This is a genomic window from Ensifer sp. 22521 (genome assembly GCF_052044795.1).
In the GTDB taxonomy this organism is placed as follows: domain Bacteria; phylum Pseudomonadota; class Alphaproteobacteria; order Rhizobiales; family Rhizobiaceae; genus Ensifer.
Genome location: NZ_JBQENM010000017.1, coordinates 39,779 through 63,885 on the forward strand (window position 1 = coordinate 39,779; position 24,107 = coordinate 63,885).

At 58.8% G+C, this 24,107-nt stretch carries 19 protein-coding genes and 2 pseudogenes; 9 read left to right on the forward strand and 12 right to left on the reverse strand.

Translation table 11 applies throughout. The features are described 5' to 3' along the window. Positions 1-250 precede the first annotated feature (250 nt). Entirely contained in the window at positions 251-649 is a 399-nt protein-coding gene (locus ACTJKE_RS23795) for a GNAT family N-acetyltransferase (RefSeq protein ID WP_440637499.1), read from the reverse strand. A gap of 186 nt (positions 650-835) precedes the next feature. Beyond that, positions 836-1,867 (reverse strand): annotated as a pseudogene (locus ACTJKE_RS23800) (zinc-dependent alcohol dehydrogenase family protein); the annotation flags it as partial. Between the two features lie 370 nt (positions 1,868-2,237). Here ACTJKE_RS23800 and ACTJKE_RS23805 point away from each other — a divergent pair. Next, positions 2,238-2,924, forward strand: a complete 687-nt coding sequence (locus ACTJKE_RS23805; protein ID WP_156436882.1) for a pentapeptide repeat-containing protein — start codon at positions 2,238-2,240, stop codon at positions 2,922-2,924. A gap of 322 nt (positions 2,925-3,246) precedes the next feature. Here the strand turns inward: ACTJKE_RS23805 and ACTJKE_RS23810 are convergent, their stop codons facing one another. The 3 genes and pseudogenes from ACTJKE_RS23810 to ACTJKE_RS23820 form a co-directional block, all read right to left on the reverse strand. Beyond that, complete coding sequence (locus ACTJKE_RS23810) at positions 3,247-4,599, reverse strand: adenylate/guanylate cyclase domain-containing protein (protein WP_058327702.1); 1,353 nt, start codon at positions 4,597-4,599, stop codon at positions 3,247-3,249. Positions 4,600-5,409: 810 nt separating this feature from the next. Then, a pseudogene (locus tag ACTJKE_RS23815) lies at positions 5,410-5,664 on the reverse strand (DUF3604 domain-containing protein); the annotation flags it as partial. A gap of 56 nt (positions 5,665-5,720) precedes the next feature. Then, the gene (locus tag ACTJKE_RS23820) at positions 5,721-6,218 is read right to left on the reverse strand and encodes a universal stress protein (protein ID WP_058327700.1); all 498 of its coding nucleotides are present in this window, start codon (positions 6,216-6,218) and stop codon (positions 5,721-5,723) included. Between the two features lie 139 nt (positions 6,219-6,357). Here ACTJKE_RS23820 and ACTJKE_RS23825 point away from each other — a divergent pair, with 139 nt between their 5' ends. Continuing rightward, the gene (locus ACTJKE_RS23825; RefSeq protein WP_058327699.1) at positions 6,358-7,608 is read left to right on the forward strand and encodes an MgtC/SapB family protein; all 1,251 of its coding nucleotides are present in this window, start codon (positions 6,358-6,360) and stop codon (positions 7,606-7,608) included. Here ACTJKE_RS23825 and ACTJKE_RS23830 read toward each other — a convergent pair. Both ACTJKE_RS23830 and ACTJKE_RS23835 read right to left on the reverse strand, forming a co-directional pair. Further along, positions 7,598-10,273: a cation-translocating P-type ATPase gene (locus ACTJKE_RS23830; RefSeq protein WP_440692588.1), complete on the reverse strand. Its 2,676-nt coding sequence runs from the start codon at positions 10,271-10,273 to the stop codon at positions 7,598-7,600. The two genes, ACTJKE_RS23825 and ACTJKE_RS23830, sit on opposite strands and share 11 nt — an antisense overlap. A 32-nt stretch (positions 10,274-10,305) precedes the next feature. Beyond that, on the reverse strand, positions 10,306-10,962 hold the full coding sequence (locus ACTJKE_RS23835) for a BON domain-containing protein (RefSeq protein WP_058327734.1): 657 nt from the start codon (positions 10,960-10,962) through the stop codon (positions 10,306-10,308). Between the two features lie 139 nt (positions 10,963-11,101). On the opposite strand from ACTJKE_RS23835, the gene ACTJKE_RS23840 reads away from it, so the two are divergent. Beyond that, complete coding sequence (locus ACTJKE_RS23840; RefSeq protein ID WP_058327698.1) at positions 11,102-11,560, forward strand: pyridoxamine 5'-phosphate oxidase family protein; 459 nt, start codon at positions 11,102-11,104, stop codon at positions 11,558-11,560. Between the two features lie 51 nt (positions 11,561-11,611). Here ACTJKE_RS23840 and ACTJKE_RS23845 read toward each other — a convergent pair whose 3' ends face one another. The 3 genes from ACTJKE_RS23845 to ACTJKE_RS23855 all read right to left on the reverse strand — a co-directional run bounded on the left by ACTJKE_RS23845 (position 11,612) and on the right by ACTJKE_RS23855 (position 15,493). Beyond that, on the reverse strand, positions 11,612-12,445 hold the full coding sequence (locus ACTJKE_RS23845; RefSeq protein WP_058327697.1) for a universal stress protein: 834 nt from the start codon (positions 12,443-12,445) through the stop codon (positions 11,612-11,614). Between the two features lie 400 nt (positions 12,446-12,845). Further along, positions 12,846-14,735, reverse strand: coding sequence for a PAS domain S-box protein (locus tag ACTJKE_RS23850; RefSeq protein ID WP_058327733.1), 1,890 nt, complete (start codon positions 14,733-14,735; stop codon positions 12,846-12,848). Positions 14,736-14,752: 17 nt separating this feature from the next. After that, the gene (locus ACTJKE_RS23855; protein ID WP_058327696.1) at positions 14,753-15,493 is read right to left on the reverse strand and encodes a Crp/Fnr family transcriptional regulator; all 741 of its coding nucleotides are present in this window, start codon (positions 15,491-15,493) and stop codon (positions 14,753-14,755) included. Between the two features lie 122 nt (positions 15,494-15,615). Here ACTJKE_RS23855 and ACTJKE_RS23860 point away from each other — a divergent pair, with 122 nt between their 5' ends. Further along, on the forward strand, positions 15,616-16,356 hold the full coding sequence (locus ACTJKE_RS23860) for a response regulator (protein ID WP_058327695.1): 741 nt from the start codon (positions 15,616-15,618) through the stop codon (positions 16,354-16,356). A gap of 33 nt (positions 16,357-16,389) precedes the next feature. Here ACTJKE_RS23860 and ACTJKE_RS23865 read toward each other — a convergent pair whose 3' ends face one another. Then, complete coding sequence (locus ACTJKE_RS23865; RefSeq protein WP_245296130.1) at positions 16,390-16,995, reverse strand: hypothetical protein; 606 nt, start codon at positions 16,993-16,995, stop codon at positions 16,390-16,392. 54 nt (positions 16,996-17,049) lie between these two features. Here ACTJKE_RS23865 and argF point away from each other — a divergent pair, with 54 nt between their 5' ends. From argF to ACTJKE_RS23890, 5 genes are all read left to right on the forward strand, one after another. Continuing rightward, positions 17,050-18,045: an ornithine carbamoyltransferase gene (argF, locus tag ACTJKE_RS23870; protein ID WP_058327693.1), complete on the forward strand. Its 996-nt coding sequence runs from the start codon at positions 17,050-17,052 to the stop codon at positions 18,043-18,045. Between the two features lie 89 nt (positions 18,046-18,134). Further along, positions 18,135-19,730 (forward strand): MBL fold metallo-hydrolase, encoded by a 1,596-nt coding sequence (locus tag ACTJKE_RS23875; protein ID WP_058327692.1) that lies wholly within the window; start codon positions 18,135-18,137, stop codon positions 19,728-19,730. Continuing rightward, on the forward strand, positions 19,727-20,329 hold the full coding sequence (locus ACTJKE_RS23880) for a hypothetical protein (protein ID WP_440692592.1): 603 nt from the start codon (positions 19,727-19,729) through the stop codon (positions 20,327-20,329). Before ACTJKE_RS23875 ends, ACTJKE_RS23880 begins: the two co-directional genes overlap by 4 nt. Before the next feature lie 79 nt (positions 20,330-20,408). After that, positions 20,409-21,731, forward strand: coding sequence for a trypsin-like peptidase domain-containing protein (locus ACTJKE_RS23885; RefSeq protein ID WP_058327731.1), 1,323 nt, complete (start codon positions 20,409-20,411; stop codon positions 21,729-21,731). Positions 21,732-21,775: 44 nt separating this feature from the next. After that, positions 21,776-22,888: a site-2 protease family protein gene (locus ACTJKE_RS23890; RefSeq protein WP_058327691.1), complete on the forward strand. Its 1,113-nt coding sequence runs from the start codon at positions 21,776-21,778 to the stop codon at positions 22,886-22,888. Between the two features lie 19 nt (positions 22,889-22,907). Here the strand turns inward: ACTJKE_RS23890 and ACTJKE_RS23895 are convergent, their stop codons facing one another. Further along, positions 22,908-24,107: an efflux RND transporter periplasmic adaptor subunit gene (locus ACTJKE_RS23895; protein ID WP_058327690.1), complete on the reverse strand. Its 1,200-nt coding sequence runs from the start codon at positions 24,105-24,107 to the stop codon at positions 22,908-22,910.

The window sequence follows — 24,107 nt, forward strand, 5'->3', positions numbered from 1 at the left end:
AGTCTCGCCGTTGCCAGGAACAACTATCGCCATCACCGCATCCAGAGCCCCGCGTAGCGGCCGTAAGTCGCCTCAAAGATTATGCGGACCGCATCGCGGTTAGCATCCATGTTCTGCGACCAATCGAGTGCGGTACGGGCATAATGCTTGCCGACCAAGGCACCGTGCGCTTTAGCCGCTGCGCGGTGCAAACTGCCGAGCTAGCGGGCTCCCGAACTTCTGCCAAGACCCTGGCGTCCGCTTGTGTGCATTAGCCTTGACGCAGATCCTTACGGACGAGGATGAGGGTCGGATCATCCGCATAGGGAACTGCAATGAAACCCTGTTCCCTCTCCAGTTCGATTGCCTCATGGTTTGCGCGGCTTTCGAGCGATTCGAGGGACTTGGCGCCCGAGGCTTCCGCAAAGCGGGCGACATGGCGCAGCATTTCCCAGGCCACACCCATATGTTTGTATTCGGCACGTACGGAGACCGCGACTTCCGCTCTCTTCGTCGACGCGTCGCACGCTACAATGGCGGTGGCGATGATCGTCTCGCTATCCTCGCCAAAAGCGAGGAAGTTCTCGGTGGAGCGGTGATCGACCTTCGTCATAGAGAGAAGACGCTCGCGGCTGACTTCCCGAATGCCGCCCAGAAAGCGGAAACGCATGTCTTGCGGAGTTACATGGGTGAAGAAATCTGCCAGGAGTATATCGTCTTCGGGACGCACGGGACGAACATGAAGGACAAGACCGCTGCGCGTCAGAAGATTGCAGCTCCAGACGTCGGTTGGGGATGAGGCCTTGGTGCCCGGCTCTGTAGCGCCTTGCGCCTGAAGAGGTTGAGCAGCGTCCGTCTCGATTATCACTTTCAGAGCTTTCGTGCTCGCAGCATTGGCAAAAGTTTCATAGGCATCGGCAATCTGCCTGAGGTTGAAACGATGCGTGATCAGGTTTCTTGGGTCTATTTTTCCAGATTGCACGGTCTTTAGCAGCAACGGTGTCGTTACCGCATCCACCAGCCGCGTGGTGATGGCAATGTTGCGCGACCATAGCTTTTCCAGATGCAGGTCGGCCTTGACGCCGTGGACGCCGATGTTGGCGATTACGCCGCCAGGCGCGACGATCTCCTGACACAGCTCGAAGGTGGCGGGGATCCCAACCGCCTCAATCGCGGTGTCGACGCCCTTGCCTCTAGTCTGTGCCAGCACCTGTCGAGAGGCGTCTCCGCCGCCCGCCTGGATCGTCTGCGTCGCACCGAAACGTTTCGCGACGTTGAGCCGGTTCTCGTCGAGATCAATCATGATGAGGTCGGCTGGAGAGTAGAGCTGCGCCGTCAGCAACGCGGCCAGTCCGATTGGGCCGGAACCGACGATGGCGACTGTTCCGCCAGGCTGCACCTTGCCGTTCAGCACGCCGCATTCAAAGCCCGTCGGAAGGATATCGCTCAGCATGACGAGCGCCTCTTCATCTGCGCCTTGTGGGATCGGGTAGAGACTAGTGTCGGCATGGGGGATGCGGACATACTCGGCCTGTGTGCCGTCGATCGTGTTGCCGAGAATCCAGCCACCCGTGGCGCAGTGAGAGTACATTCCGCGCCGGCAATTGCTGCACTTGCCGCAGGACGAGATGCAGGAAATCAGGACATGGTCGCCTTTTGCGAACTGGGTCACCCCAGTTCCCGTTTCCACCACGATGCCCACGCCCTCATGGCCGAGGATACGACCGGCTGTGCAGGTTGGAACGTCACCCTTGAGGATATGCAGATCGGTCCCGCAGATCGTGGTCCTCGTGATCTTAACGATGGCGTCGGTCGTCGCAGCGATCGCGGGTATCGGGCGCTCCGTCAGCGACTTGAGCCCCGGTCCTTCATAGACGAGCGCCTTCATCGATTCTCTCCTCCGCAAGGTTCGTTATCTGCCGCGAACATTGGCAATTGTGCACGCGCCTCCGCGAACCTGCTTTGACGCGGGTCAAAGATCCGGTGAAGCGCGCGCATTGCGCGGGGGGCAACTCTGGCGCTCATGGCCAATCGGGCCCATTGATCCTCGTCAATGTCTGAGCGAACGAAGCTCGGTAACAATAAAAAGCAAAATTGGTTTTGAATTATCCGGTCGATTGAAGGGCGCGGGATGTGGCAAGAGTCACGGGATTGGAATCGTGATGCGACACAATGACTTCAAGATCAAAACCACGCCCACTCGCTGCGTCGGAATAACGCCGGGGCGCATCTTAAGAACGCGCCGGGGCTTGATGCCAATGTCACTCACCTTGATGCTCGGGATGGTAATGGTGGCTCTTGTTTCCAGGGACTCTGCACAGGCCTCGCACTGCAAGAGCTGGCCGATGCCCGGTTTGAACTGGAGCGGCTGCAATAAGAGTCACCTCATGCTCGAAGGAGCCGATCTGGAGGGCGCAAACCTATCAGGCACTGACTTTAGCCTGACCGATCTTCGTGGTGCCAACTTAAGCAGAGCCAATCTTGAGAAGGCGAAGCTCGCGCGAGCTTCACTCGCCGGGGCCACCGCGAAGACAGCAAACTTTACGCGCGTGGAAGGCCACCGCGCGAGCTTCGTTCGCTTTTCAGCTGAACGTACCTCATTTGCCAGCTCCGAATTGCAGCGCACTGATTTCAGCCTCGCGCGGCTGATCGATGTCAACTTCGAGAAAGCAGAGCTTGGTCGCGCCAGATTCACCGGCGCGAAACTCGAAAACGTTCGATTTTCGCTCGCAAACCTGTCTAGAGTCGACTTTACCGGTACATCGTTCGCGGGATCGACAGCATTCGACCGTGCTGTTCTCTTCCTGACGCGAATTGAGGGGAGCGACTTGTCACGAGCAACCGGTTTGCGGCAATCTCAAATCGACATAGCTTGCGGCGACGCCTCCACGAAGCTGCCGCACGGCCTTTCCGCGCCGGCGAGTTGGCCTTGCATGTTCCGTTGACGTTTGGGCTTTCGAATGTCCCGGGGTGAGCGCGGGCAGCGGTTCCATAGCTATCGGTCGCAGCTTCTATGCGTCCTAATCGTGGTGGCAGCTACGCCGACCACCCCGGCTCGTCTCCGCGCCTGATCATGTTCTGCTGACTGAAAGCGCGGCCGCGGCCAAGCCTGCCCATATCCCGTCTCGCAAACAGGCAATCGTGTGTGAGCCAAATGCTCCCGACGCAAATCGGGGGCGGCGCCGTCGGGAACGCCGCGTCTCGCAACATGGGTTTGAGCAAGGAAGATATTGCCGCCTTAACTCTGCAAGCGAGTTACCTTAAGCTTCATTCGTGTGGCTTGGTCCCCGAGAACGTATAAAGTGCCACATGCTCGCCACGTCCGCCCAATGGCTCTCGGCTTACCGCGACCCAGGCATGTTGTTGTCCTGCCTGCATCACGACCGTCTCGGAGGCAAGCAGCGTGGCATCGAAACGTTTGGTAGCCTGTTCTATCTTCGCAGCGACGTTGACTGTGTCGCCAAGCACCGTGAACTCAAGGCGATGTTCGTCACCGACAAGTCCGTAATACATCTCGCCGCTGTGGATGCCGATCCCGACCCGGATCGGCGGATCGAATCCGCGCTTGGTATTCCATTGGTCGACCAGCGAAAGAATGCTTTGAGCGCAGGTTATAGCGCGAGCGCAATCATCCTTCCGTGGTTCTGGGATGCCGAAGACTATAAGAGCGCCGTCACCTATAAATTTGTCGATCACACCTCCTGACGCCTCGGTTGCCCGCATCACTCGTCGCCGAAACGAGGAGATGAAGACGGATAGTCTCGCGGGATCCAGTTTTTCTGCGTAAGCGGTGAACCCGCGTATATCGACAAACAGGATCGTGCCCTGCTGGCGGCGGCCTTGCCGCCACGTAGCAACATCGTTGTCCCCCACCAATGGCACGATTTCTGCTGGCAGGAAGCGAGCAAGGTTTGCGCGCTTGGCTGTCTCGCGCGCTATCCGGATCAGAAGACGGCGAGAACGCGCCATTGCCAACGCCGTTACTAGACCCATCAGCATCAGCATAACCGCCCGCATGATATAGGGAGGAAGCGAGAGAAGACGACTTACGCCCTGTTCCTCAGCGGGGTTCGCATTGCCTGTCAGGCTAAAGCCAAGCCCAGCCGCAACGCTAATCACGGCAATCATTGTTGCCGACGTTGCCCATAATTGAACGAGTGGCCTGTATCGAAGCGCGCCGACCGCGAGAAGTAAGGGCACGGCCCAGAGAGTTGGTAGGATCACCACCCAATTGCCCGCCAGGCCGATGTCGTTCAGGGCAAAATAGAGACTGGCTCCTATAATCAATGCGTCGCCGGTAACGAGCGCAAAGGCCATCCAAGGCCTGAACTGACGGCTGATCACGAGCAGGAATGACGTGATACCAAGGGCCAGAAAGGCTGCAACGGTAGTCAGCGCCGTTACGCGAAGTTGGGTCAAGTTGTACTCTTGGGCGAAGCCGGCGGTTTCAGAGGAGACGAGGAAACCACTCACAAACAAGGCAAGACCCACTGTGATCCGAACCCATCCGATCGTGTATTCGGCTTCGTGCTCCGATTCCCAGAACGCGCTTTCGACGGACGTGCTCGTGAGGTCAGGCCGGTGTGGATCAGAGCGAAATGCATGTTGAAACTTCCACATGAATTATATCCTTCGCAGGGCTTACCTCGCCGCAACGTGGCTGGAGCGGTCGCCCATATTAGCTCGGCAGAACCGATTGCGTGAGGGGCGCAATTTTCGGCGAGATTTGCCCGACGAACTCAACCGCGACAGTTGCGGGGTTGGGTTTGCATCGCCGCAATTACCAGCACCTTCTCCACACAGCCCGGTGGGCCCACGACGCGGGCCGCAGCGTCGATTGATCTAATGTCGACAAAACAAAACGACAACGAGCCGGCTGTCACACTGGGCCCTGACGGAGTAATTTTGTTCGGCGTCAAGGAGGAGGTTGCTCGACTATGTGATTGTTGAGAGCGGGTAGTCGGTCTTTCGCGAAGCGGGCGTGCCGTACGGAGGGGAAAGCGTTGAGAAACAAGTCTGCCAAATTGATCCTTGCAAGCATTCTGAGCTTTGGTCCGGCGCTCCCGGCAGCCGCACAGGAACATAGCGACACCGGCACGCTGAACACAGCCAAGGCCGAAAAGGCCTTTGCCGCCAAGCCGCTCTATTCGCCCTATGCCGGTCGCAATTTCCGACCCGTCCGCTGTCCGAAGTGCAAATATTTAATGCCCGCTCAAGAGCCATGTTCCTCAAATGGTCAACGCAGTCATGGAATGAAGAAGGATGGCGCGAAACGCGCTTGTCGCGGTGAGCGCGGCCTCGCTGCGGGCGCGCTTGCTTGGCTCGCGGACCGTCCGGACCTCAGCTCGTGGATAAGGGGAGTGGGAACGGCAATCCTTGAAGCCTGGTCACGGAGATCGGAACCAGCCCGGGAAGAGGCGAATCCGGGCTGATCATTTCGCACCAGGTCTTGGCCTGCGGATCGGAGATGACCTCCGGCTTGCCGGCAAAGAGGTCCGGGAACATGCCCACGTTGTCGGAATGGTCGGCGACCACCAGGAAGTTTCGTGGGCGCGACAGCTTTGCGGCTGGCCGCTCGACGCCATGATCTCTTCGCCGCGGGCGAAGCGATAGGCATCACGCGGGGTCAGCCGCGTCCCAAACGCGCCGGCGTCGAATGAGGACTCCGGTGTGAAAATGCGTGTCGGTAGGCTCGCAGAGTGTCCTTTGCGGTTCAGCCCAACCGTTCTTCTTCGCAGGCCTCAGCGTACGATAAGGACCGAACAGTGCGCGTTCTGGACCACCTTCTTTGACACGCTCCCGAGAAGCATCCCCTTTAGGCGCCCAAGGCCTCGGCTTCCAACGACGATCAAGCTTGCGCTGATCTCCGTTGCAGTCTCAAGAACGGTTTCGGCGCAATCGCCCATTTCCAGTCTAGCAGAGACATTCTCGACGCCGAGCCCGCGTGCCTCGTTGCGAGCTTGCTCCACAACTCTCTTGCCGACCGCCAGGGCACTCTCGTCGATGCCATCACCTGGCACATGTGAGAGTTCTGTCGGCCTCGACATTCCCGGGATCATGTTGCCGATGGGAAAGACGCGCCCGGAACCGGGAAGGCGGTTCGTTGCGCCTGCAAAACCAGGTGGAACGACATGTAGAACGGTCAGGGGAGTGTCAGTCGCCTTGGCAAGCTTTGCGGCCATCATCACAGCGTCGCGCCCTTTGTCGGATCCATCGGTTGCGACAAGGATATGGTCCATGGAAAAAATCCTCCCCAAACAGCCTCATCCATTATCAATCCGCAAGCATTGATCGTCGTCAAAGACAGGATCGAAGTTCGCTGTCCAAAAATGAGACGGTTCAATCTCAGAGGGGATAGGACCCTTGGAGCAGTGCAAAATGGAAACGCTTATCCTTCGTCTGGGGCTCGCACTCGCAATTGGACTCCTCGTCGGGTTGGAGCGGGGATGGCGCGAGAGGGATGCGCCGGAAGGCAGCCGAACTGCCGGCATTCGAACCTTCGGGATTTCCGGCCTGCTTGGCGGTATCATCGCGGCCATGTCGGAAACCCAGCAGAACCCGTTCGTTTTTGCTGCGGGTCTGCTGGGTTTCACGATGAGCTTGACCTGGTTCAAGTTACGTGAGGCTCGGCGCGATGAAGATTTCAGCGTGACCAGTGTCGTCGCCGGATTGTGCGTTTTTTCCCTGGGCGGGCTGGCGGTTGCGGGCGACTACAAGGCAGCAGCTGCCGGGGGAGCCGCACTTGCAGCGGTACTTGCAAGCAGAGAGCTTCTTCACAATCTCCTCAAGCGCCTAACCTGGCCGGAACTGCGTTCCGCTCTCGTTCTTGCGGTGATGACTGCCATCGTATTGCCGCTTCTGCCGAACCAGACGATCGACCCCTGGGGCGGCTTCAATCCCCGCGAGGTGTGGTTTCTCACGGTTCTGAGCGCCACTATCTCCTTCGCTGGATATGTTGCAACTCGCTTACTGGGATCGACGCGCGGGCTTCTTGTCAGCGGTCTTACGGGCGCGATTGTCTCCTCTACTGCTGTCACGGCAAGCTTTGGACAGAAAGTGCGCGCCGGGGAGCCGGCTCGCCCGCTGGCAGGCGCGGCAAGTGTCGCTGCGGCTATTTCATTGTTGCGCGTACTCGTTATCGTCCTTGCACTATCACCGCGGCTTCTTCCGCTCGTAGTGCCACCGTTGCTGACGGCAGGTGTCGTATTCGTCGTGTGCGGGAGCCTTTTGATGATAAAAAGGGCGCCCGATGCAGGTAAAGACGTCGATGCCCGAAATCCCTTTGAACTTATGCCGCTCCTTATCTTTGCCAGTCTTTTTGCCGCCACGGCGACACTTGGCGCCGCAGTGGTGGCGAGGATTGGCAACAACAGCCTGATTGGCATTTCGGCGGCATCTGGCATCTTCGACGTCGACGTTGCCGTACTGACCGCATTACGCTCCGTTGGCGGAGCAATGCCCTTGCCAACTGTCGGCGCCGCCGTGCTGGCAGCCGCGCTCGTCAATGCCGGGGGCCGAATATTCGTGGCGATCCTATCCGGTACAGCAGGATACTGGGTGCCACTCGGCCTCGTCTCGCTTGTTGCCGCAGCAGCCGGCGTAAGCGCCTATTTCTTGACTATGCAGTAGATTTGCCACGGAGCCGCCATTTGTCGAATTCCATGGTGAAAAGGACAGAAGAGGCGGCAGTGAGAAGTATCGCCCACTCAGCCGGTTCCATCGGCGAAACCTGAAGGGTAATACTGACAAGCGGAACATGCATGGCGATGATGTGGAGACCCAAGGCTGCGGCAATGCAGAAGAGCAGGAGCGGGTTGCCAAATACGCCGAGCGCGAGCACGGATTTTCGTTCCGATCGGCTTGCAAAGGTCTGGAAATTCTCGAAGAGAACAAGCAGTAGCAAGAGCATGTTGCGGGCATCGCTTTCACTGTGGCCTTGTTGGAGAGCGAGGTAGAACATCGCGAGACCTCCGCCTCCCATGACAAGCGTTGTCTGGCAGAGACGGCGGATCATCACCCAATCGAATATTGGCTCATTCGGCCTGCGCGGGGCGCGTGAGAGTTCGTCGCCCTCAGGTCCTTCGCTTGCAAGAGCGACGTCCTGGATGCCGTTCGTGACAAGATTGAGCCAGAGGAGTTGCACCGGGAGGAGCGGCATCGGCAGTGCCAGGGCGGCGGCCAAAAGAAACAGCACGAGTTCCGCCGATCCCGTGGAAGCGAGCATGAAGATGACTTTGCGGATATTGGCGTAGGCGACGCGACCTTCCTTGATGGCACTGACAATTGACGCGAAATTGTCGTCCGTGATGATAATATCGGCGCTCTCCTTGGCGACGTCCGTGCCCTTGCGCCCCATTGCCACACCGATATGCGCGTGCTTCAGTGCAGGCGCATCGTTGACCCCGTCACCCGTGACGGCGACGAAGTGTCCGTTGCGCGAAAGCGCGCGAACGATCGCCAGTTTCTGCGAGGGAGCGATGCGTGCATAGATGCGGCCCCGGCGGGCGAGCGCGTCGAGGCTTGCGTACCCTCGCTCCTCGGCCAGGCTTACCTCTTCGCCAGTGACGACCTGATCTATCGTGAAGGTGAGGCCCGCATCAGCGGCGATCGCCGAGGCGGTCTTAGGATCGTCCCCGGTGAGCATGACCACCTGAACGCCTGCGCCTTGGCAGTTGCGGATGGCTTCGGGCACTTCCGGTCTGATTGGATCCCGCATGCCGACGAGCCCCAGAAAGACCAGATCGACAAGGAGATGGCGGCCGAATCCGCCACTATCTTCCATGGCGGTTTCGCCTTCTGCAAAAGCCAGTACACGCAGACCCCGGGCCGCCATTTCTTCCTTCTGATGCAAGAGCCTGTCGCGGTCGATCGTTACCGCACGGCCGTTCATCTCCATTCGGTCCGACATTGCGATGAGGGTTTCGGCCGCTCCCTTCACGAAGATGCGCAGCACGTCGCCATGTCGATGAAATGATGCGGCATATTTGATCTCCGGCTCATAGGGGATTCGGGCAACCAGAGGATAGTTATCCTCAATTGACTCTCGCGGCAGGCCCGCCTTGTGTGCGGCGGCCAGCAGCGCGACATCGACCGTGTCGCCAACAGTGGTCCACCCATCTTCACCTCTTACGAGCGATCCTTCATTCGGCAGCGAGGCAGCTCGAAGAAGGGCGGTCGCCCGATCACGCGCCTGGTCCGGGGACGTGTCTTTCCCGCGGATGTGACAGGACTCGATATCGGCATGCGTGTCACAGAAAAGGTCGGTTCCATCGGGTAGGCGAATGTCGGTGACCGTCAACTCATTAAGCGTCAGTGTTCCGGTCTTGTCGGTTGCGATTATCGTGCATGACCCAAGTGCTTCCACGGCGGGCATGCGGCGAATGATGACGTGTTTCTTGGCCATCCGACGCATGCTGATCGCCAAGGCGACCGAGATCGCGATCGGGAGGCCCTCGGGGATTGCGCTCACGGCCAGCCCGACGGCCATCATGAACAGATCGCTCAGCGGCATGTCGCGGGCGGCCCCGACAAGTATCAGCAAGACCACGACGATTGCGACGACCAAGGCAATGAGTTTCGAAAAGCCCTCAAGCCGGATCAGCAACGGCGATTTCGCAAGGGGCGCCTTCCCGATGTCGCTTGCGATCTTGCCGATCTCGCTGTTCTTGCCCGTCGCGTCGACCACGCCACGTGCGCGGCCGCGTGTGACGAGGGTACCAGCGTATACCATGTGGCGTCGTTGCTCGTCGCCTGTGATGGAAACCGGAGCTGGCGACTTTCTAACTGGCGACGACTCGCCTGTTAACAAGGACTCATCACAAAATAGACCGTCAACCACGGTTAGTCGCATGTCTGCTGGCACGCGTCCGCCGGATTCCAGAGCGACTAGGTCGCCCGGCACGATCAGTCGTGTGTCGAGCTCGACCAAATGCCCGTCTCGCACAACGCTGGCTTTCCGTTGCTCGAGTTTGCGCAACGCCAATGCTGCCTGGCTGGCAGAGTGTTCCTGAATGGTCCCGACGATGGCGTTTGCAACAAGTACGATCCCAATAAAGAAAGCGTCCCTCAAATCGCCTAGAAGAAGCGACACCAACACCGCGGCCAACAGAATGTAGATCAGTGGACTACGGAACTGGCGCACGAAAGTTACGGCCAGCGACCCTGCCCTCGGTTCGGGCAGGGCGTTTGAGCCGTATTTTGACAGTCGGGTGTGGGCTTCCCCGCTCGTCAGCCCGGTATTGACGCTGGCATCCTCCTCATGCCGAGCGAGGCTCGGGGGCATCGTATCGGACATCATGGACCCCTTTTGGCAAAAATCGAAGGGTCCTATTTATCGGAAACTGTCAGGTAGTCCGTTACGCCGCTCACTCCTTTTGCGGACCAGGCAGCCTGCTCGGCCGTGATGCGCTCACGCGGGCTTTGGACTTTCCCCCGCAAGGTCACGTGGCTACCGGAGACTTCGACCTCTATGTCTTCGGCCTCGATTTCGGCATTGCGCCTCAAGGCCTCCTTGATGCCATGCCGGATGTCGACGACATCCATCATCGGTCGAATTCTCAACTGATTATCGATGCCCGTTATCCCGGAGAGTTGGTGTATAGAGTGTTCGGCCGCAGAGCGTTGGAAATGCCAGTCAACGGTGCCGACAAGAGTGACGAACCCTTGCTCCACCTTGACCTTTATATCGTTTGGTTCGGAAATAGCCGCGCCCCAGTCGAGAATTTTCAAGACACGGCTTGCGATTTCGTCATCGGCGGCCTTCTTGTGCGCGGGCAGCCGCACGGCGATTTCCTCCGCAATCGCGCGTACGCCCTTAACTCGTTGAGCAACGTGCTCAGCGGCGTGCTTTTCGGCAAAGCTGTGGACATGACCGGTCAGGGTCACGATCCCTTTCTCAACCGTTACGCCGATGTTTGCGGCGTCAATGCTGGGCTCATACTCGAGTTCGTCGAGAATATCCTGTCGTAAACTGATGTCGCTCATGGGGGTCACCTCCAAAGGTCTCCTCGTCCGGTTTGCGCCAAGAGTGTGCTCCATCATCAACCATCGGTCTTTGAGGGGCGTCAAAGCGCGGCGACACTCGAAGACTTAATTTCGAGAGATGGGTTCAAGGAGGTGGATCATGATCGTCAAGGAAATGTCCCGCCACGACTGCAGCAGTGTCGTTCAGGAAGGCCATGTGGCGCGCCTTGCCTGTTGCCTGGACGACAAGCCCTACGTTGTCCCAATCACATATGCCTACTCCGGGAACTGCCTCTACGCATTTTCTATGCCCGGACGAAAGATCGACTGGATGCGCAAGAATCCCAATGTCTGCTTGCAGATAGATGCAAGTTCGGGAGGCGAATGGAAGAGCGTCGTGATCTACGGGCGTTATCAGGAACTTGCCCCGACCGGTCAGTGGCACCGGGAGTACCTGCACGCCTGGTCGCTTCTCGAAAAGAGAGTAAACTGGTGGGAGCCAGGCGGCCTGAAGCCGGCTCCGCAAGAAGTGTCCGGCCACTACCCGCACCTCTTCTTCAGTATCGATATACTCGAAATGACTGGGAGGGCGTGTTGTGCAAGTGAGACTTGCAACTGAAAAGGTGCGCCGCTCGAGACGGCGCACCTGTTGTTTTTTTGTTCTGGTGGCTCAATGAACCATCAACACCGGCACTGCCGGGGACTCGATCATCGCCTTGGTAACGCCCCCGAACATGCGTTCGCGAACACGTGAATGGCCATAGGCGCCCATGACGATAAGGTCCGCCGCGGTGTCCAGCGCATGCTGCAAGAGCACCACGTTGACCTGGCGCCCCGCGCTCGGAAGCCTGTCCACGGTGACCTTGATGCCGTGCCTAGCGAGGTAGGTCGCAACATCCGCCCCCGGTTCTTCCCCGTTCCTCGCCGGCACAGCCTTGGGATCGACCAGCACAACGTTGACGCAGTCGGCGGTCTTCATCATTTCGAGCGCTTCGCGTGCGGCTCTTGTGGCCTCGATAGTGGAGTTCCATGCAAGGAGGATCCTTTTCGGTGCAAGCGTCACCGATTGGCGGTTGCCAGATAGAAGGACCGGGTGGCCCGAGCGAAATAGCGCACCCTCAATCGCGTGCGAGCGAAGCCGCGAACTCGCCTTGAGGCTTGTCCCGATCAACGTCACGTCAGCGTACCGTGCCCGCTCTCCGATCTCATCCTCCGCCCACGCTTCCTCAGGGTAGCTCCCGTGGACATCAAACGAGATGCCAAGTGCTTCCAGAGTTGCGCGGGAACTCATAACGGCGTCGCCGAGTTTCTCGGTATCGCCGGCGCGCACGTCCAGCCACGCGACCGACATCGCCGCGAAGTCACCGAGGGGCACAGGGGCGGCAAGCTTCACAAGAAAAACGGACAGGTGCGCGTTCCCTGCCACGCAAAGATCTGCCGCGGTTCTCAGATCGATATCATAGTTTTCGGCATCAGCAACCAGTAGGACAGTCTTGTATGTCATTGCTCGATCTCCCGAATTGATGTTTGGGCTATCAGCCAATCTACGCACGGTCTTACAAACGGCATTGACGGCAATCAAAGACCCATTCTCGGGAACTCAGCATTTCGCGACCATCGTCTGCCGCTGGCGCGGCTAGTTCGGATGGGCTGGATCGAGGTCGAAACAGTGCAATACCGCAGGATAGCTGTTCGGCCAAAGCCTCGCGCATTTCGAAAAGTGGAAAATTTCCATGAAGGGGACGATGCAGGAACAGGTCGTGGATCATTTCCACGTAGTGAGGATTGCGAACCGTCATCGCGGCGATCTCCTGTCTCCTCCCTCCATCCACAATACCGTGACTTGTGCCGCATGCAGACAGATCAGCCTGGTTTGCTGAACGTACGAGATCCAGGCGACGGCATCAGTCGAGCAGTTCGCGAAGTCGCTTTGCGAGTTTTCTCGCCGTATAGGGTTTAAGCAGCCACGAAGCACCTTCGGGCAGCCTTTCTTCTGCGAGGCTCGGGGCCGCGTAACCCGACGTTACGAGTATCTTCATCTCCGGGCGGAATCTGCGAACGTGCTGGGCGAGCTCGTTACCGGTCATCCCGCCAGGCATGACCATGTCCGTAAACACAAGGGAAATCTCCGGGTGGTCTGCGAGGAGCTGAAGGGCTTCGGCGCCTGTCTCGGCCTCGACGACCCCATAACCGGCGTTTAAAAGACGCGCTACCACAACGCGGCGGACGCGGGCGTCGTCCTCGACTACGAGAATGGTCTCGTGTCCGTGTGGTATGGGCTCGGCTTGAGGATCCTTCGGCCAGTTTTCCTCGTCGGCCGGCGATATTCCTTTCGCCGCCGGTAAGAAAAGCCGTACGCTGGTGCCGTGGCCAGGTTCGCTGTAAAGTTGGACATGGCCGCCTGACTGCTTGACGAAGCCATAAACCATGCTGAGACCGAGCCCGCTTCCCGCTCCGGTCGCTTTGGTCGTAAAAAAGGGCTCAAATGCGCGGCGTCTGACATCTTCCGACATGCCGACCCCCGTATCACTGACGGTAACGAGGATATAGTGTCCCATCCGGGCATCTGGAAACATAAGCACGTAGTCCTGATCGAGGCTCGTCTTCGACACCTCGATCGTGAGCCGTCCGCCCCCTCGCATTGCATCGCGCGCATTCAGCGCAAGGTTCAGAAGAGTGTTTTGAAGTTGCGGGACATCGACGAGTACAATGTTGTCAGAGCCACGAACCAATGTCGACAGTTCCACCGTTTCGCCCAGCGTTCGCCCCAGAAGATTCGCGAAATTGCCGATGAGACCGCCCACGTCGACGAGTTTTGGAGCAAGGGGTTGACGCCGGCCAAAGGCGAGCAGTTGCGCTGTAAGCTTTGCGCCGTCGTCGGTTGCGGCCTGTGCTTCTTGCAAAAGCTGCCTAAGGTCTTGATCCTCGAGGCGCGCCTCGATCATCTCGAGGTTGCCGGTTATGACCGTCAGCAGATTGTTAAAGTCGTGCGCGAGTCCGCCGGTAAGTTGCCCGACCGCCTCCATTTTCTGTGCCTGACGCAACTCCTCATCGATACGTTGGCGGCTGGTCAGGTCCCGAATGAAGCCGGTAAAGATCCGGCCCCCGGCTGACCGGGCTTCTCCGACGGACAATTCCATAGGGAAGGTTGTACCGTCCTTGCGCCTGCCCGTCACAACTCGCCCTATTCCGATGATCCGACGCTCGCCGGTGCGCAGATAGTTATTCAAGTAGCGATCGTGCGCGTCGCGGTGCGGAGACGGCATCAGCATCTTCACGTTCGCGCCGCGCACCTCGCTCTCGGTGAAGCCGAACAATCGTTCCGCCGCCGCGCTGAAAGAAGTGATCAGCCCCATCTCGTCAATCACCACCATTGCTTCGGGCACCGTCTCAAGGATCGACCGAAGATGGGCCTCTCGCGAAACAAGATCGGCCTGGGCGTGTTTCAAGTTGGTGATATCGCTGTCTATCTGCACGATAAGATCGCTTTCACCGTTTGGAAGACCGACCCAGCGGCTCGCAACGAAGACCTTGCTTCCATCCTTGCGCTTTTGTGCCAGTTCGCCGGACCATGACCCGTGTCGTTCAACCTTCTTGCGGATGTTTTTGACGGGCTCTGGAAATGTCGTGGCGAGCAGGTGGTGGATCAGTTCACCTTGCGCTTCAGCCCGTGGCCAACCGTATAGTCGCTCGCAGCCTTTGCTCCAGTGACTGATCTTTCCGCTAGTCTCATGCACGATCAGGTTCGCGTCCTCAAGGAGACTAACGATTTTGCCGACCGTCGTTTGCGTCATCATCAACCGCCACGTGCTCAAGCGAAGCAGCTTCGCCCCATCCTGTTAGACATCGCAGCCGGACGAAGATCGCAATCCTCACCATCCGCGATCGATTGAAGCATATGCTTTTTCAAGACTATGATCGAGCGCCGGTCGGGCGCAGCGATGACACCGTTGCTCGCGAATTTCGTTATGGTGCGAGATACCGTCTCGATGGTCATGTTCAAGTAATCGGCAATGTCGAGCCGGGTCATCGGTAGATCGACGTGATCGGTCCGTTCGGCGTCTCGGTCTCTCGCCATCATGAGCAGGAAGTTGGCGACCTTCTCGTCGGCGCTGCGTCGCGACAGCAACACCGCCTGGTCCTGGGCCGCAGTCATTTCGTCGCATAGCTTGGAAAAGAGTTGCGCTCGAAGGTGCGGTTGGCGTGCCACTTCGTCTTCAAAGCGACGACGGGGATACCGCCGCAATCTCACTTCGGTAATCGCTTCGACCGTGTAGACGTAGCGGTCTTTAAGAGAGACACCCAGGAGATCGCCGGGACGCAGAAAGCCTACGATAACCCTACGGCCATCGGCAAGCAGGCGCAATGCGCGCAGCATACCGTGTTCAACCTGAAAAACGAATTTGGCATCATCCCCTTCCCAGAACAGTGCTTGGCCCGGCACAGCCGCGATGATCGGTTGGAAACTGAAGACCGACGATAGCTCCGGCGGAGGAAGAGAGCACTCCAATGCTCCAGGACCGCCCTGCATAGCAACTGATTGAAGGGTCATCGCGCATCCTCCATCCGACGCTGAGTGGGGGATTTCAACATAAGTGCGTGACCCGGCATCGACGCGCCTGCAACAATTGGTGCTATAGTGTGACGGAATGTAACAGCACTTCGGGGAAGGTTATGGCAAACGCTCGAAACGAGCCGGAGCTTGTTCTTATCGTGGATGACGATCCACGTATAAGGCAGATGTTGTCACGCTATTTCGAAGGGGAAGGCTATCGCGTCACCCTTGCCGGGGATGGTCGGGAAATGCGCAACAAGCTTGAGAAGGCTCATGTGGATATCGTTTTGCTCGATCTGGGGCTTCCCGGAGAAGATGGGCTGTCACTGGCCCGCGAGCTTCGTGCCCATTCCGACATCCCCATCATCATGTTGACCGGCCGGGACGACGTGGTCGATCGTGTGGTTGGCCTTGAAATCGGAGCTGATGACTATGTCACGAAGCCCTTCCACCTTCGCGAAGTTCTTGCGCGCGTGAGGAGCGCGCTTCGCCGTCGGCGGCCGCCTCCCGCATCGGTTCCTGAAGTCCAAACGAGCGAGACCTTTTGTTTCGAAGGTTTGCGTCTCGACGTCGCCTGTCGTCGGTTGACATCTAAGGACGGCGGGGAGATCGCCTTGACGACGGCGGAGTTCGACATGCTCTGCACCTTGGTGAGACATGCCGGCCGCGTCCTTAAACGCGACGTGTTGATGGACTTGACACGTGGCAGGTCACTGGAGGCTTATGACCGTGTGATCGACGCCCAGATAGCGAGATTGCGCCGGAAGATCGAAAGGGATCCGCGCCGCCCCGAACTGATCAAGTCCGTCCGCGGAGTGGGCTATGTGTTCAGTGCGCGCACCATGAAACAGGACGCTTAGGCTACCCGTCTCCATCGATCGCTCGCGCAGATTTCAGCGCAGCGGGATAACTATCCCGTCGGGCTCCTCATCACAGCTTCCGTTGGCAACCGGCCATCGATCCGGCGCAAGAGTTGCGACACGAATGGCGCCGCAATGTCTATCGAACGCCATTGCGCTCAAGTATCGGAGCAGGGAACCGCAGACGCCACGCGTGTCGCCGGCGCTAGCTATGACAAAAACCGGAACGGAGAGGTATCGTCCCAGTCGCTCATGATGACTCACCTGTAGAATGGCGATACCTTTGACGTAACCGAGCGAATTTTCGGCAACTGCAATCTCCTCGACAAAGGGGGAGGAGTACTTTCGCGCGAGAGCCGCCGCGCAGATTTGCCGCCATGCATCAAGGCCGATGTCGTAGCCCGCGGCGTCGATGAGACAGTAGGCCCGTTCGACCTGTGCTGCTTTGATTGGGGCGACGACATAGGCGGAAGCCATGATATCCTTCCCGATGAGTGGATCGGATTGAACCAACCCGCGGCCCCAGACCTTTTTGCCGTGCGATTGCAGGCTCTTCTCCAGGATGGTGGCGCGGTTCACAATGAGGGCAGTTTTCCTGTGAACCGGGAAGCCGTCATTGACGAGCATCAATGCCGGCAACTGATATCTGTCTTTTATTTGGCTGAAATAGCGCCTCAATAGGGAGTATGAGCCATGTCGGTCGATCTGCGCGGTCGCAGCTTGCTCACCCTTGGTGACCTAACCCCCGAGGAAATCCATTTCCTGCTTCGGCTCGCCACTGATCTGAAGGAAAAGAAGCGGATTGGCACCGAGGTCAGGCAATTGAGCACCAAGAACGTCGCGCTCGTCTGCGAGCGAGATTCGATCCACGCGCGCGCCGCCTTTGAAGTTGCAGCCCACGACCAAGGTGCGAATGTTACGTTGATTGGACCGTCAACCGGTTATACGCGACATCGGGAGTCGACCAAGGACAACGCTCGTTTTCTCGGTCGGCTGTATGATGCAATCGGATATATCGGGCATTCCCAAGCTGCCGTAGAAGAGGTCGCCAAATGGGCGCGAGTGCCTGTCTTCAATGGAATGACGGACGAGTCACACCCCATGCAAACTTTGGCCGACCTTGTGACAATGAAGCAATGCAGCGACAAGCCTCTCAATGACATGATCGTGGCCTTCCTTGGGGATGGACGCAGCAACGTCGCACGATCTCTGGCAGTGGCGTCCTCAAAGCTCGGCATCGACCTTCGCATCGTTTCGCCACCGAGTTTCTGGCCGGAAGCACCCTTCGTCGAACGTGTGACTTCGGTGGCAAGGGATAGTGGCGGCCAGATAACCGTGCTGGAGCACGTCGGTACCGGCATTCTCGGGGCCGACTTTATTTGCACCGCTCCCTGGTTTGCCGAGGGAGACGTTCGTTGGGCCGAGCGGGTGAGGCAGCTTGCGCCCTTTGCCGTTAGAGAGAATGTAATGGAAGCAACCGACAACCCGCACACAAAGCTGATGCACAGTCTACCCGCCTGGCACTGGCGGGAAGATGGGGCCGGCGCCCGTATCGCCAAACGTTTCGGCGTCGAGTGCATGGAGGTGTGTGATGGTGTCTTCGAATCCAAATCCTCGATCGTGTTCGATCAGGCAGAGAACCGCATGCCCGCAATCAAGGCACTTCTCGTGGCTACGCTTGCCGATTGATCGCGCCACGGTGCGAGCAGAGAGCTTGCGGTTGAAGCAACGAGTTCCCGGGGGCCTCGGGCTCGACGACCAAAATGAGGCTTGTGCAGATGATCACTCAACCGCTCATTCGCTTTCATGGAGCCGCAGGCACCGTGACCGGTTCCTGCCAACTGATTGAGTTCGGCTCGACAAGAGTTCTTATTGATTGCGGGCTGTTCCAAGGATCCAAAACGGAAAAAGAGCTCAACTATCGTCCGTTTCCCTTCGATGTCGACAGCATCGACGCCGTGATCCTGACGCATGCCCATATCGACCACTCCGGTCTCTTGCCGAAGCTCGCCAAACTTGGGTACGGGGGTCCGATTTTCGCAACCCCGGGAACGACCGATCTGTGCTCTGTCATGCTGCCCGACTCTGCCCATATCCAGGAAAGCGAAGTCGATCAACTCAACCGCCGGAACCTCCGGCGTGGGCGGCAACCGGTGACGCCGATTTACAGCGCTCGTGATGCAGCTGTCGCGGTCACGCTATTCAGGCAGGTGCGCCTCGGTACATGGGAGAGGGCGGCTGACGGAGTACGCTTTCGGTTCTGGAACGCTGGGCACCTCCTCGGTTCAGCGTCAGTCGAAGTCGAGTTGGACACCTCCCCGGGCCCCCTCAGATTGCTTTTTTCAGGCGACATCGGTCCCCGACACAAGCTTCTTCAATATGACGCGGCCGCACCGACCGGCTGGGACTATGTCGTTTGCGAAAGCACCTACGGCGACGTCGAACGGGAGGACGCCACCGACGAAATCAGGCGGAGCATTTTGCGCTCGAAAGTGCTGGAAGCCGCCGATCCAAATGGCGCGTTGATCGTGCCATCCTTCGCGGTAGAACGAACCCAGGAGCTTCTCACCGATCTCGTCTACCTGATGGACACGGGCAAGATCGAAAAATGTCCAATCATCATCGACTCGCCTTTAGCGACCCGCGCGAGCGAAGTCTTTCGACGGCACGCGCGGGAACTCGAGAACGGCGATCTGCTTGCCAAGGCTTTGCAAGCAAAGAACGTGCGCTTCACGGAGACCCCCGAGCAATCGAAAGCAATCGATTTCATGAAGGGCTTTCACATTGTCATTGCTGCAAGTGGAATGTGCGAGGCCGGTCGCATAAGGCATCGCCTGAGGAACTGGCTTTGGCGGGACGAGGGAACGGTACTCCTCGTCGGCTACCAGGCCGCCGGCACGTTGGGGCGTATTCTTGCGGACGGTGCCTCCGTAGTGCGCATCCAAGGCGAGGACATTCGCGTGCGCGCACGCATCAGGAAGCTGGACATCTATAGCGGGCATGCCGATGGCAGGGAGCTTGCAGAATGGGTCCGGTCGCGCGAGCCGATCGGCGCCGGCGTATTCCTGGTGCACGGTGAAGATGCGGCTCTGGAGGGGCTGAGGCAACGGCTCCAGACATTCCTGCCGGGGGACAAGGTGGTACGTCCGCGTTTGGATGCTGCATTCCGTTTAGAGGCGAAGGGAGCGGTCGAAGTATCCGAAGGCATCGCCCCACCACGCATCGATCCACTTCGCACGGGGCGGATGGACTGGAACAACGATTTTCAATCGCTGGTACTCGACTTGCAAGCGGAATTGGCCAAGGCAGCCGACGACAAAGCGCGAGGCGTGGTCATTCGCCGCGTGCGGCGGGCACTGAACGAGGACGCTTGAGCCGCCGCGCTGCCAGCGACCAAGTGAATCGACCTGGAGCAGGCACGTTGGACGCGATATCATCAACCGGCGAGCGCCATACGATCCTGATCCGCATCGATCAGTTGGCTCGGCTCTTCAATTCGCTTGATCCTACACCCTTCCATGAGCGGGACCTGGACGAGGATGCCGAGCGCTTCATTGTCGAATGGGCTGAGGAGGCTCCAAAAGATCGAGCAATTGCAATCGTCGTGCAGTTGCCCCCGGGGGAAGTCGACACGGCGGTCACACGTGTCGTCCAGGACGCGATGCGCTACAATTTTGAAAGCTGCGCCAAGCAAGCCAGTCGCGAGTTGCGTCAACTTCTGAGGGAGGGCCGGCGAGCCTTGTTCATCGGCGTCCCGATCCTCGCATTCAGCTTGATCGCAGGTCAGCTCGTGACCAATATCTCGGGCGAAGGCGCATTCTCGCGTGTCGCCAGCGAAAGCCTCGTCATTTTCGGTTGGGTGGCAAACTGGCGGGCGGTTGAGATATTTCTCTACGACTGGTGGCCGATCATGCGAAGGCGTCGGCTCTATCGTCGTCTGGCTGAAGCGGAAGTCCGGGTGTCGTCGTTCTGACATCCTGTTTTCCTTGATGCGCGTCAATGCGCAGGCTTGGATAGGTGAGATCCTGACATCGTTACCAGGAGTGCAGGATATGCAGAATTTCCTGAGGTTCTTGCTTGCCGCCGCGATCTGCGTCGCCGCTTCGTCGGCCCCAGCAAGTGGATTTGACGCCGGCTTCTCTGACAGCCTGGCGCGAGTAAGGTCTGCGGTTGTCGGTATCAGCAGCACTGCCAGCCGCATATTGACGAACGACTTTCTGGACGATGCGAACGTGCGAAAGATTCTGGGCCTTCCGGATGGTGTTCTCATTGTGCAAAGCGGCGCCATCGTCACAGGCTCCGGTGTAATCATCGACAGCGAGCACGGTTACATCGTTACAAACAGTCATGTGATCGCCGATGCCGACGAGATCGAGGTGACCCTAAACGATGGCCGCGTTCTGCAGGCCGAAGTTGTGGGCAGTGATGGGCAAACTGATCTTGCCGTGATCAAGATAAGTGCACCGGGTCTAGTCGCTCTTGACTGGGGGCGTTCGTCCGATCTGAAGGTTGGCCATTTCGTGGCAGCCGTAGGCAGTCCGCTCGGCTTGGAGCAGACCGCAACTTTCGGGATCGTCAGTGGTCTGGGGCGATCCGGTTTAGGTATCGACGAGTACGAGGACTATATCCAGACTGACGCAGCACTCAGCCCCGGAAACTCTGGCGGCGCGCTTGTCAACGCAGCAGGCGAGCTTCTGGGCGTGGTACGCGGGGTGCCCCCGCCGAATGAAGGCGCCCAGGGTATTGGTTTTGTCATTCCATCCGAGTTCGCGTCCAAAATCGTTCGCGCTCTCATCAAGGACGGGGAAATCCGACGCGGATGGCTTGGTGTTTCAGTCACCCTTTCGCAGGTAGGTATCGACGCGACGCAAGATCTGGTGGTTGACCGGCTCTCCTGCAATTCGACGGCCGAGAGGCAAGGGGTGAAGCTCGGCGATGCCGTGACGGCACTCAACGGCCACGCGGTCCCGACAGAGGCCGCTTTTAAGAATGCAGTCAGCCTGCTGGCGCCCGATGCGCAGGTCGTTCTTGATATCCTGCGTGAAGGAAGGACGCTAAGATTGAAACTGACGCTTGCCGATGCCGCCAGTGTTCGAAGTGCTCCGGTCCATCGCGCCCTGGACACCGTGACCCTTGCTTTTCCGGTTTCATCGGCTTCGCGCGCGTGTACGCCAAACGGGCCGGTTCTCTTGGAGGTGCCGTCCGACAGCATAGCATATGCAGCTGGGCTCAGAGCGGGTGACTATCTGACATCGATCAACGGAGAGCCGGCCGTCTCGTCGCCTCGTATTCAAGACCTGTTGGACGCCGCAGATGGCAAAGTTTCTTTCGATATCTTGCGCGCCGGCAACGCTTATCGAATTGAGGTTCCGTAAGCGCATTCATTCGACGTATCGTAAAATCAGAGCGAGAGAACGTCATGAAATGGTCCTTAAAACTGGGCTCCGTCGCGGGGACCGAAATCCGCGTGCACGTAACATTCGCCCTGCTGCTCATTTGGATCTGGGTCATGCACTACCGGATCGGTGGCCCGCCGGCTGCCTGGGAGGGCATTGCCTTCGTCATCAGCGTTTTTCTCTGTGTGGTGCTTCATGAATTCGGGCACATTGCAGCTGCTCGCCACTTTGGCATTAAGACACCAGACATCACTCTTCTGCCGATCGGAGGGCTGGCGCGGTTGGAGCGCAACCCCAACAAGCCGCTTGAGGAGTTTGTGATTGCCATCGCAGGGCCGCTCGTCAATGTCTTGATCGCCGGTCTCGTCGTCATGGCCATCGGAGGCACCCTCGGCTGGGACCAACTGGTCGCACCTCAGGATCCCCGTGTTGACTTCCTGGCCCGGCTCGCGGGCGTGAATATCTTCCTGGTCGTATTCAACATGATCCCCGCGTTCCCGATGGATGGCGGGCGCGTCCTCAGGGCAGTGCTCGCCTGGCACTTGCCGTGGGCGCGGGCCACCACACTTGCGGCCCGGACCGGACAAGTCATCGCCATAGCAATGGGAGTCTTGGGCATCTTCTTCAACCCATTGCTCATTCTGATTGCCATCTTCGTCTATTTCGCCGCGGAGACTGAAGCGCAAGGCAGCGAACTTCAGGCAATCTCCGCCGGCACGAGCGTCTCTGACGTGATGATTACCGACTTTGCGACGCTCGGTCCCCAGGCGTGTGTCGGCGAGGCCGTCGAGCTATTGCTGGCAACTAGCCAGAGCGAGTTTCCTGTTTTGAACGAGGTCGGCCGGTTCGAAGGACTGATCACGCGCGAAAGCATCGTCCAGGCGATGAAAGATGGGGGTGCTAACGCGCCCGTGATCACGGTGATGCGTCGCGACATCCCTACGGTCGATGAACAAAGCCCAATCGACGTGACTCTGAGGCTCATGCAGGAGGCAAGCGCGCCTGCTGTGCCCATAGTCGATCGCAGCCAGCGCGTTGTCGGCCTCATGAATTACGAGACCATCGGGGAATTGCTGATGCTTCGCAACGCCGATGGGCGCTTTCAACCGGGCATCCGTGTTCGCCGTTCGAGCTAGGCATATAGCCAATAGCTGTCTATCGCTCAACGACCGCGGCCCCCTCGGCGATACGGTCACTTGGGTAGAGAATGACCCGCTCTCCGGGGAGCAACCCATCCCGGATCTCCACCTCCAGGTTGTTACGGTGACCGACGACGACGGACCGCAATCGCGCGTGGCCTTTCACGATGGTGAAAACGCTCCATTGGTCCTTCTGCCGAAACAACGCGCCCAGGGGCAACTTGAGGACCTGCCCCTCGAAAAGGATGATCTGAACATCGGCGCGATAGCCGTGGCCGAGCGCGCGCCAACGAACTGGTGGATCCGCGAAATCGAGGACAACATCGACACGCTGTTCCTCGATGCCGAGCGCCGACACCTCCGTCTGGCCAAATGGCTCGATCCGACGCACGATTGCATTGAGATCTTCCCCACCCCAATTGGTCACGAACGCCTTTTGACCTGGTTTGAGCTTGACGGCGTCCTCCGAGAGAAGATTGACGAGGATCTCCATGTCATCTGGATCGCCGATCTCCAGCAAGGGGGTGCCCGCGTCGACAACGCCTTCGCTCCGGCGCATGACCCTTAGGACGACACCATTCACGGGCGCAATCAACGAAACACACTCGCAAGGTCCGCTCCGGCTCCTGATTTCCTGGCGCGACAGTAGCCGTGAGCGTGCTTGGCTAAGCTCATGGCGTCTGACGTTGAGCGCTGCCTCCGCCGTGGCTAAGTTGGCCTGGGCTACGTTGTAGATGCGCTCCGCATCGTCAAGAGTCCGCTTCGAGATCGTGTTGCGCGCCATGAGCTGGCGCGCGCGGCCCCGTTCTGCCTCCGCAAAGGCGAGGTCCGCCTTCGCCTTGTTGAGCTCGGCGGCCGCGAGATTATAGGCGGCGCCTGCGGCTTCCACCGCTGCTCGTTGCTCCGCTTCCGTTCTCACGTCCAAAAATGCTGGCGCTGCAGGCTCGATCTGACCGAGCAAGGTTTCTCCTGCCTTGACATGATCGCCAGCTTCGGCGGTTATGCGCTGCAGTTGGCCGCGAAGGGGCGCATGAAGTGTGTAAACTTCGCGCACGCGAGTTTCCCCTTCCTCGTCGACCGTCACACGCATCGGGCCGGTCTTCACTGTCGCAAGGTCCACCGGAACCGGTTGGGGTCGCAGCGCATAGACGAGGCCGACTACCAGCAGTACCGCCAGACTTCCCCAGATTGCCAGTCGCTTTCGTGCCGTGCGCAC

Bases quoted from the DNA above. Each gene is read 5' to 3' on its own strand.
- ACTJKE_RS23795 (WP_440637499.1), bottom strand. From the start codon at position 649: ATGCGTTTCCGCTTTCTGGGCGGCATTCGGGAAGTCAGCCGCGAGCGT.
- ACTJKE_RS23805 (WP_156436882.1), top strand. From the start codon at position 2,238: ATGTCACTCACCTTGATGCTCGGGATGGTAATGGTGGCTCTTGTTTCC.
- ACTJKE_RS23810 (WP_058327702.1), bottom strand. From the start codon at position 4,599: ATGTGGAAGTTTCAACATGCATTTCGCTCTGATCCACACCGGCCTGAC.
- ACTJKE_RS23820 (WP_058327700.1), bottom strand. From the start codon at position 6,218: ATGGACCATATCCTTGTCGCAACCGATGGATCCGACAAAGGGCGCGAC.
- ACTJKE_RS23825 (WP_058327699.1), top strand. From the start codon at position 6,358: ATGGAAACGCTTATCCTTCGTCTGGGGCTCGCACTCGCAATTGGACTC.
- ACTJKE_RS23830 (WP_440692588.1), bottom strand. From the start codon at position 10,273: ATGTCCGATACGATGCCCCCGAGCCTCGCTCGGCATGAGGAGGATGCC.
- ACTJKE_RS23835 (WP_058327734.1), bottom strand. From the start codon at position 10,962: ATGAGCGACATCAGTTTACGACAGGATATTCTCGACGAACTCGAGTAT.
- ACTJKE_RS23840 (WP_058327698.1), top strand. From the start codon at position 11,102: ATGATCGTCAAGGAAATGTCCCGCCACGACTGCAGCAGTGTCGTTCAG.
- ACTJKE_RS23845 (WP_058327697.1), bottom strand. From the start codon at position 12,445: ATGACATACAAGACTGTCCTACTGGTTGCTGATGCCGAAAACTATGAT.
- ACTJKE_RS23850 (WP_058327733.1), bottom strand. From the start codon at position 14,735: ATGACGCAAACGACGGTCGGCAAAATCGTTAGTCTCCTTGAGGACGCG.
- ACTJKE_RS23855 (WP_058327696.1), bottom strand. From the start codon at position 15,493: ATGACCCTTCAATCAGTTGCTATGCAGGGCGGTCCTGGAGCATTGGAG.
- ACTJKE_RS23860 (WP_058327695.1), top strand. From the start codon at position 15,616: ATGGCAAACGCTCGAAACGAGCCGGAGCTTGTTCTTATCGTGGATGAC.
- argF (WP_058327693.1), top strand. From the start codon at position 17,050: ATGTCGGTCGATCTGCGCGGTCGCAGCTTGCTCACCCTTGGTGACCTA.
- ACTJKE_RS23875 (WP_058327692.1), top strand. From the start codon at position 18,135: ATGATCACTCAACCGCTCATTCGCTTTCATGGAGCCGCAGGCACCGTG.
- ACTJKE_RS23885 (WP_058327731.1), top strand. From the start codon at position 20,409: ATGCAGAATTTCCTGAGGTTCTTGCTTGCCGCCGCGATCTGCGTCGCC.
- ACTJKE_RS23890 (WP_058327691.1), top strand. From the start codon at position 21,776: ATGAAATGGTCCTTAAAACTGGGCTCCGTCGCGGGGACCGAAATCCGC.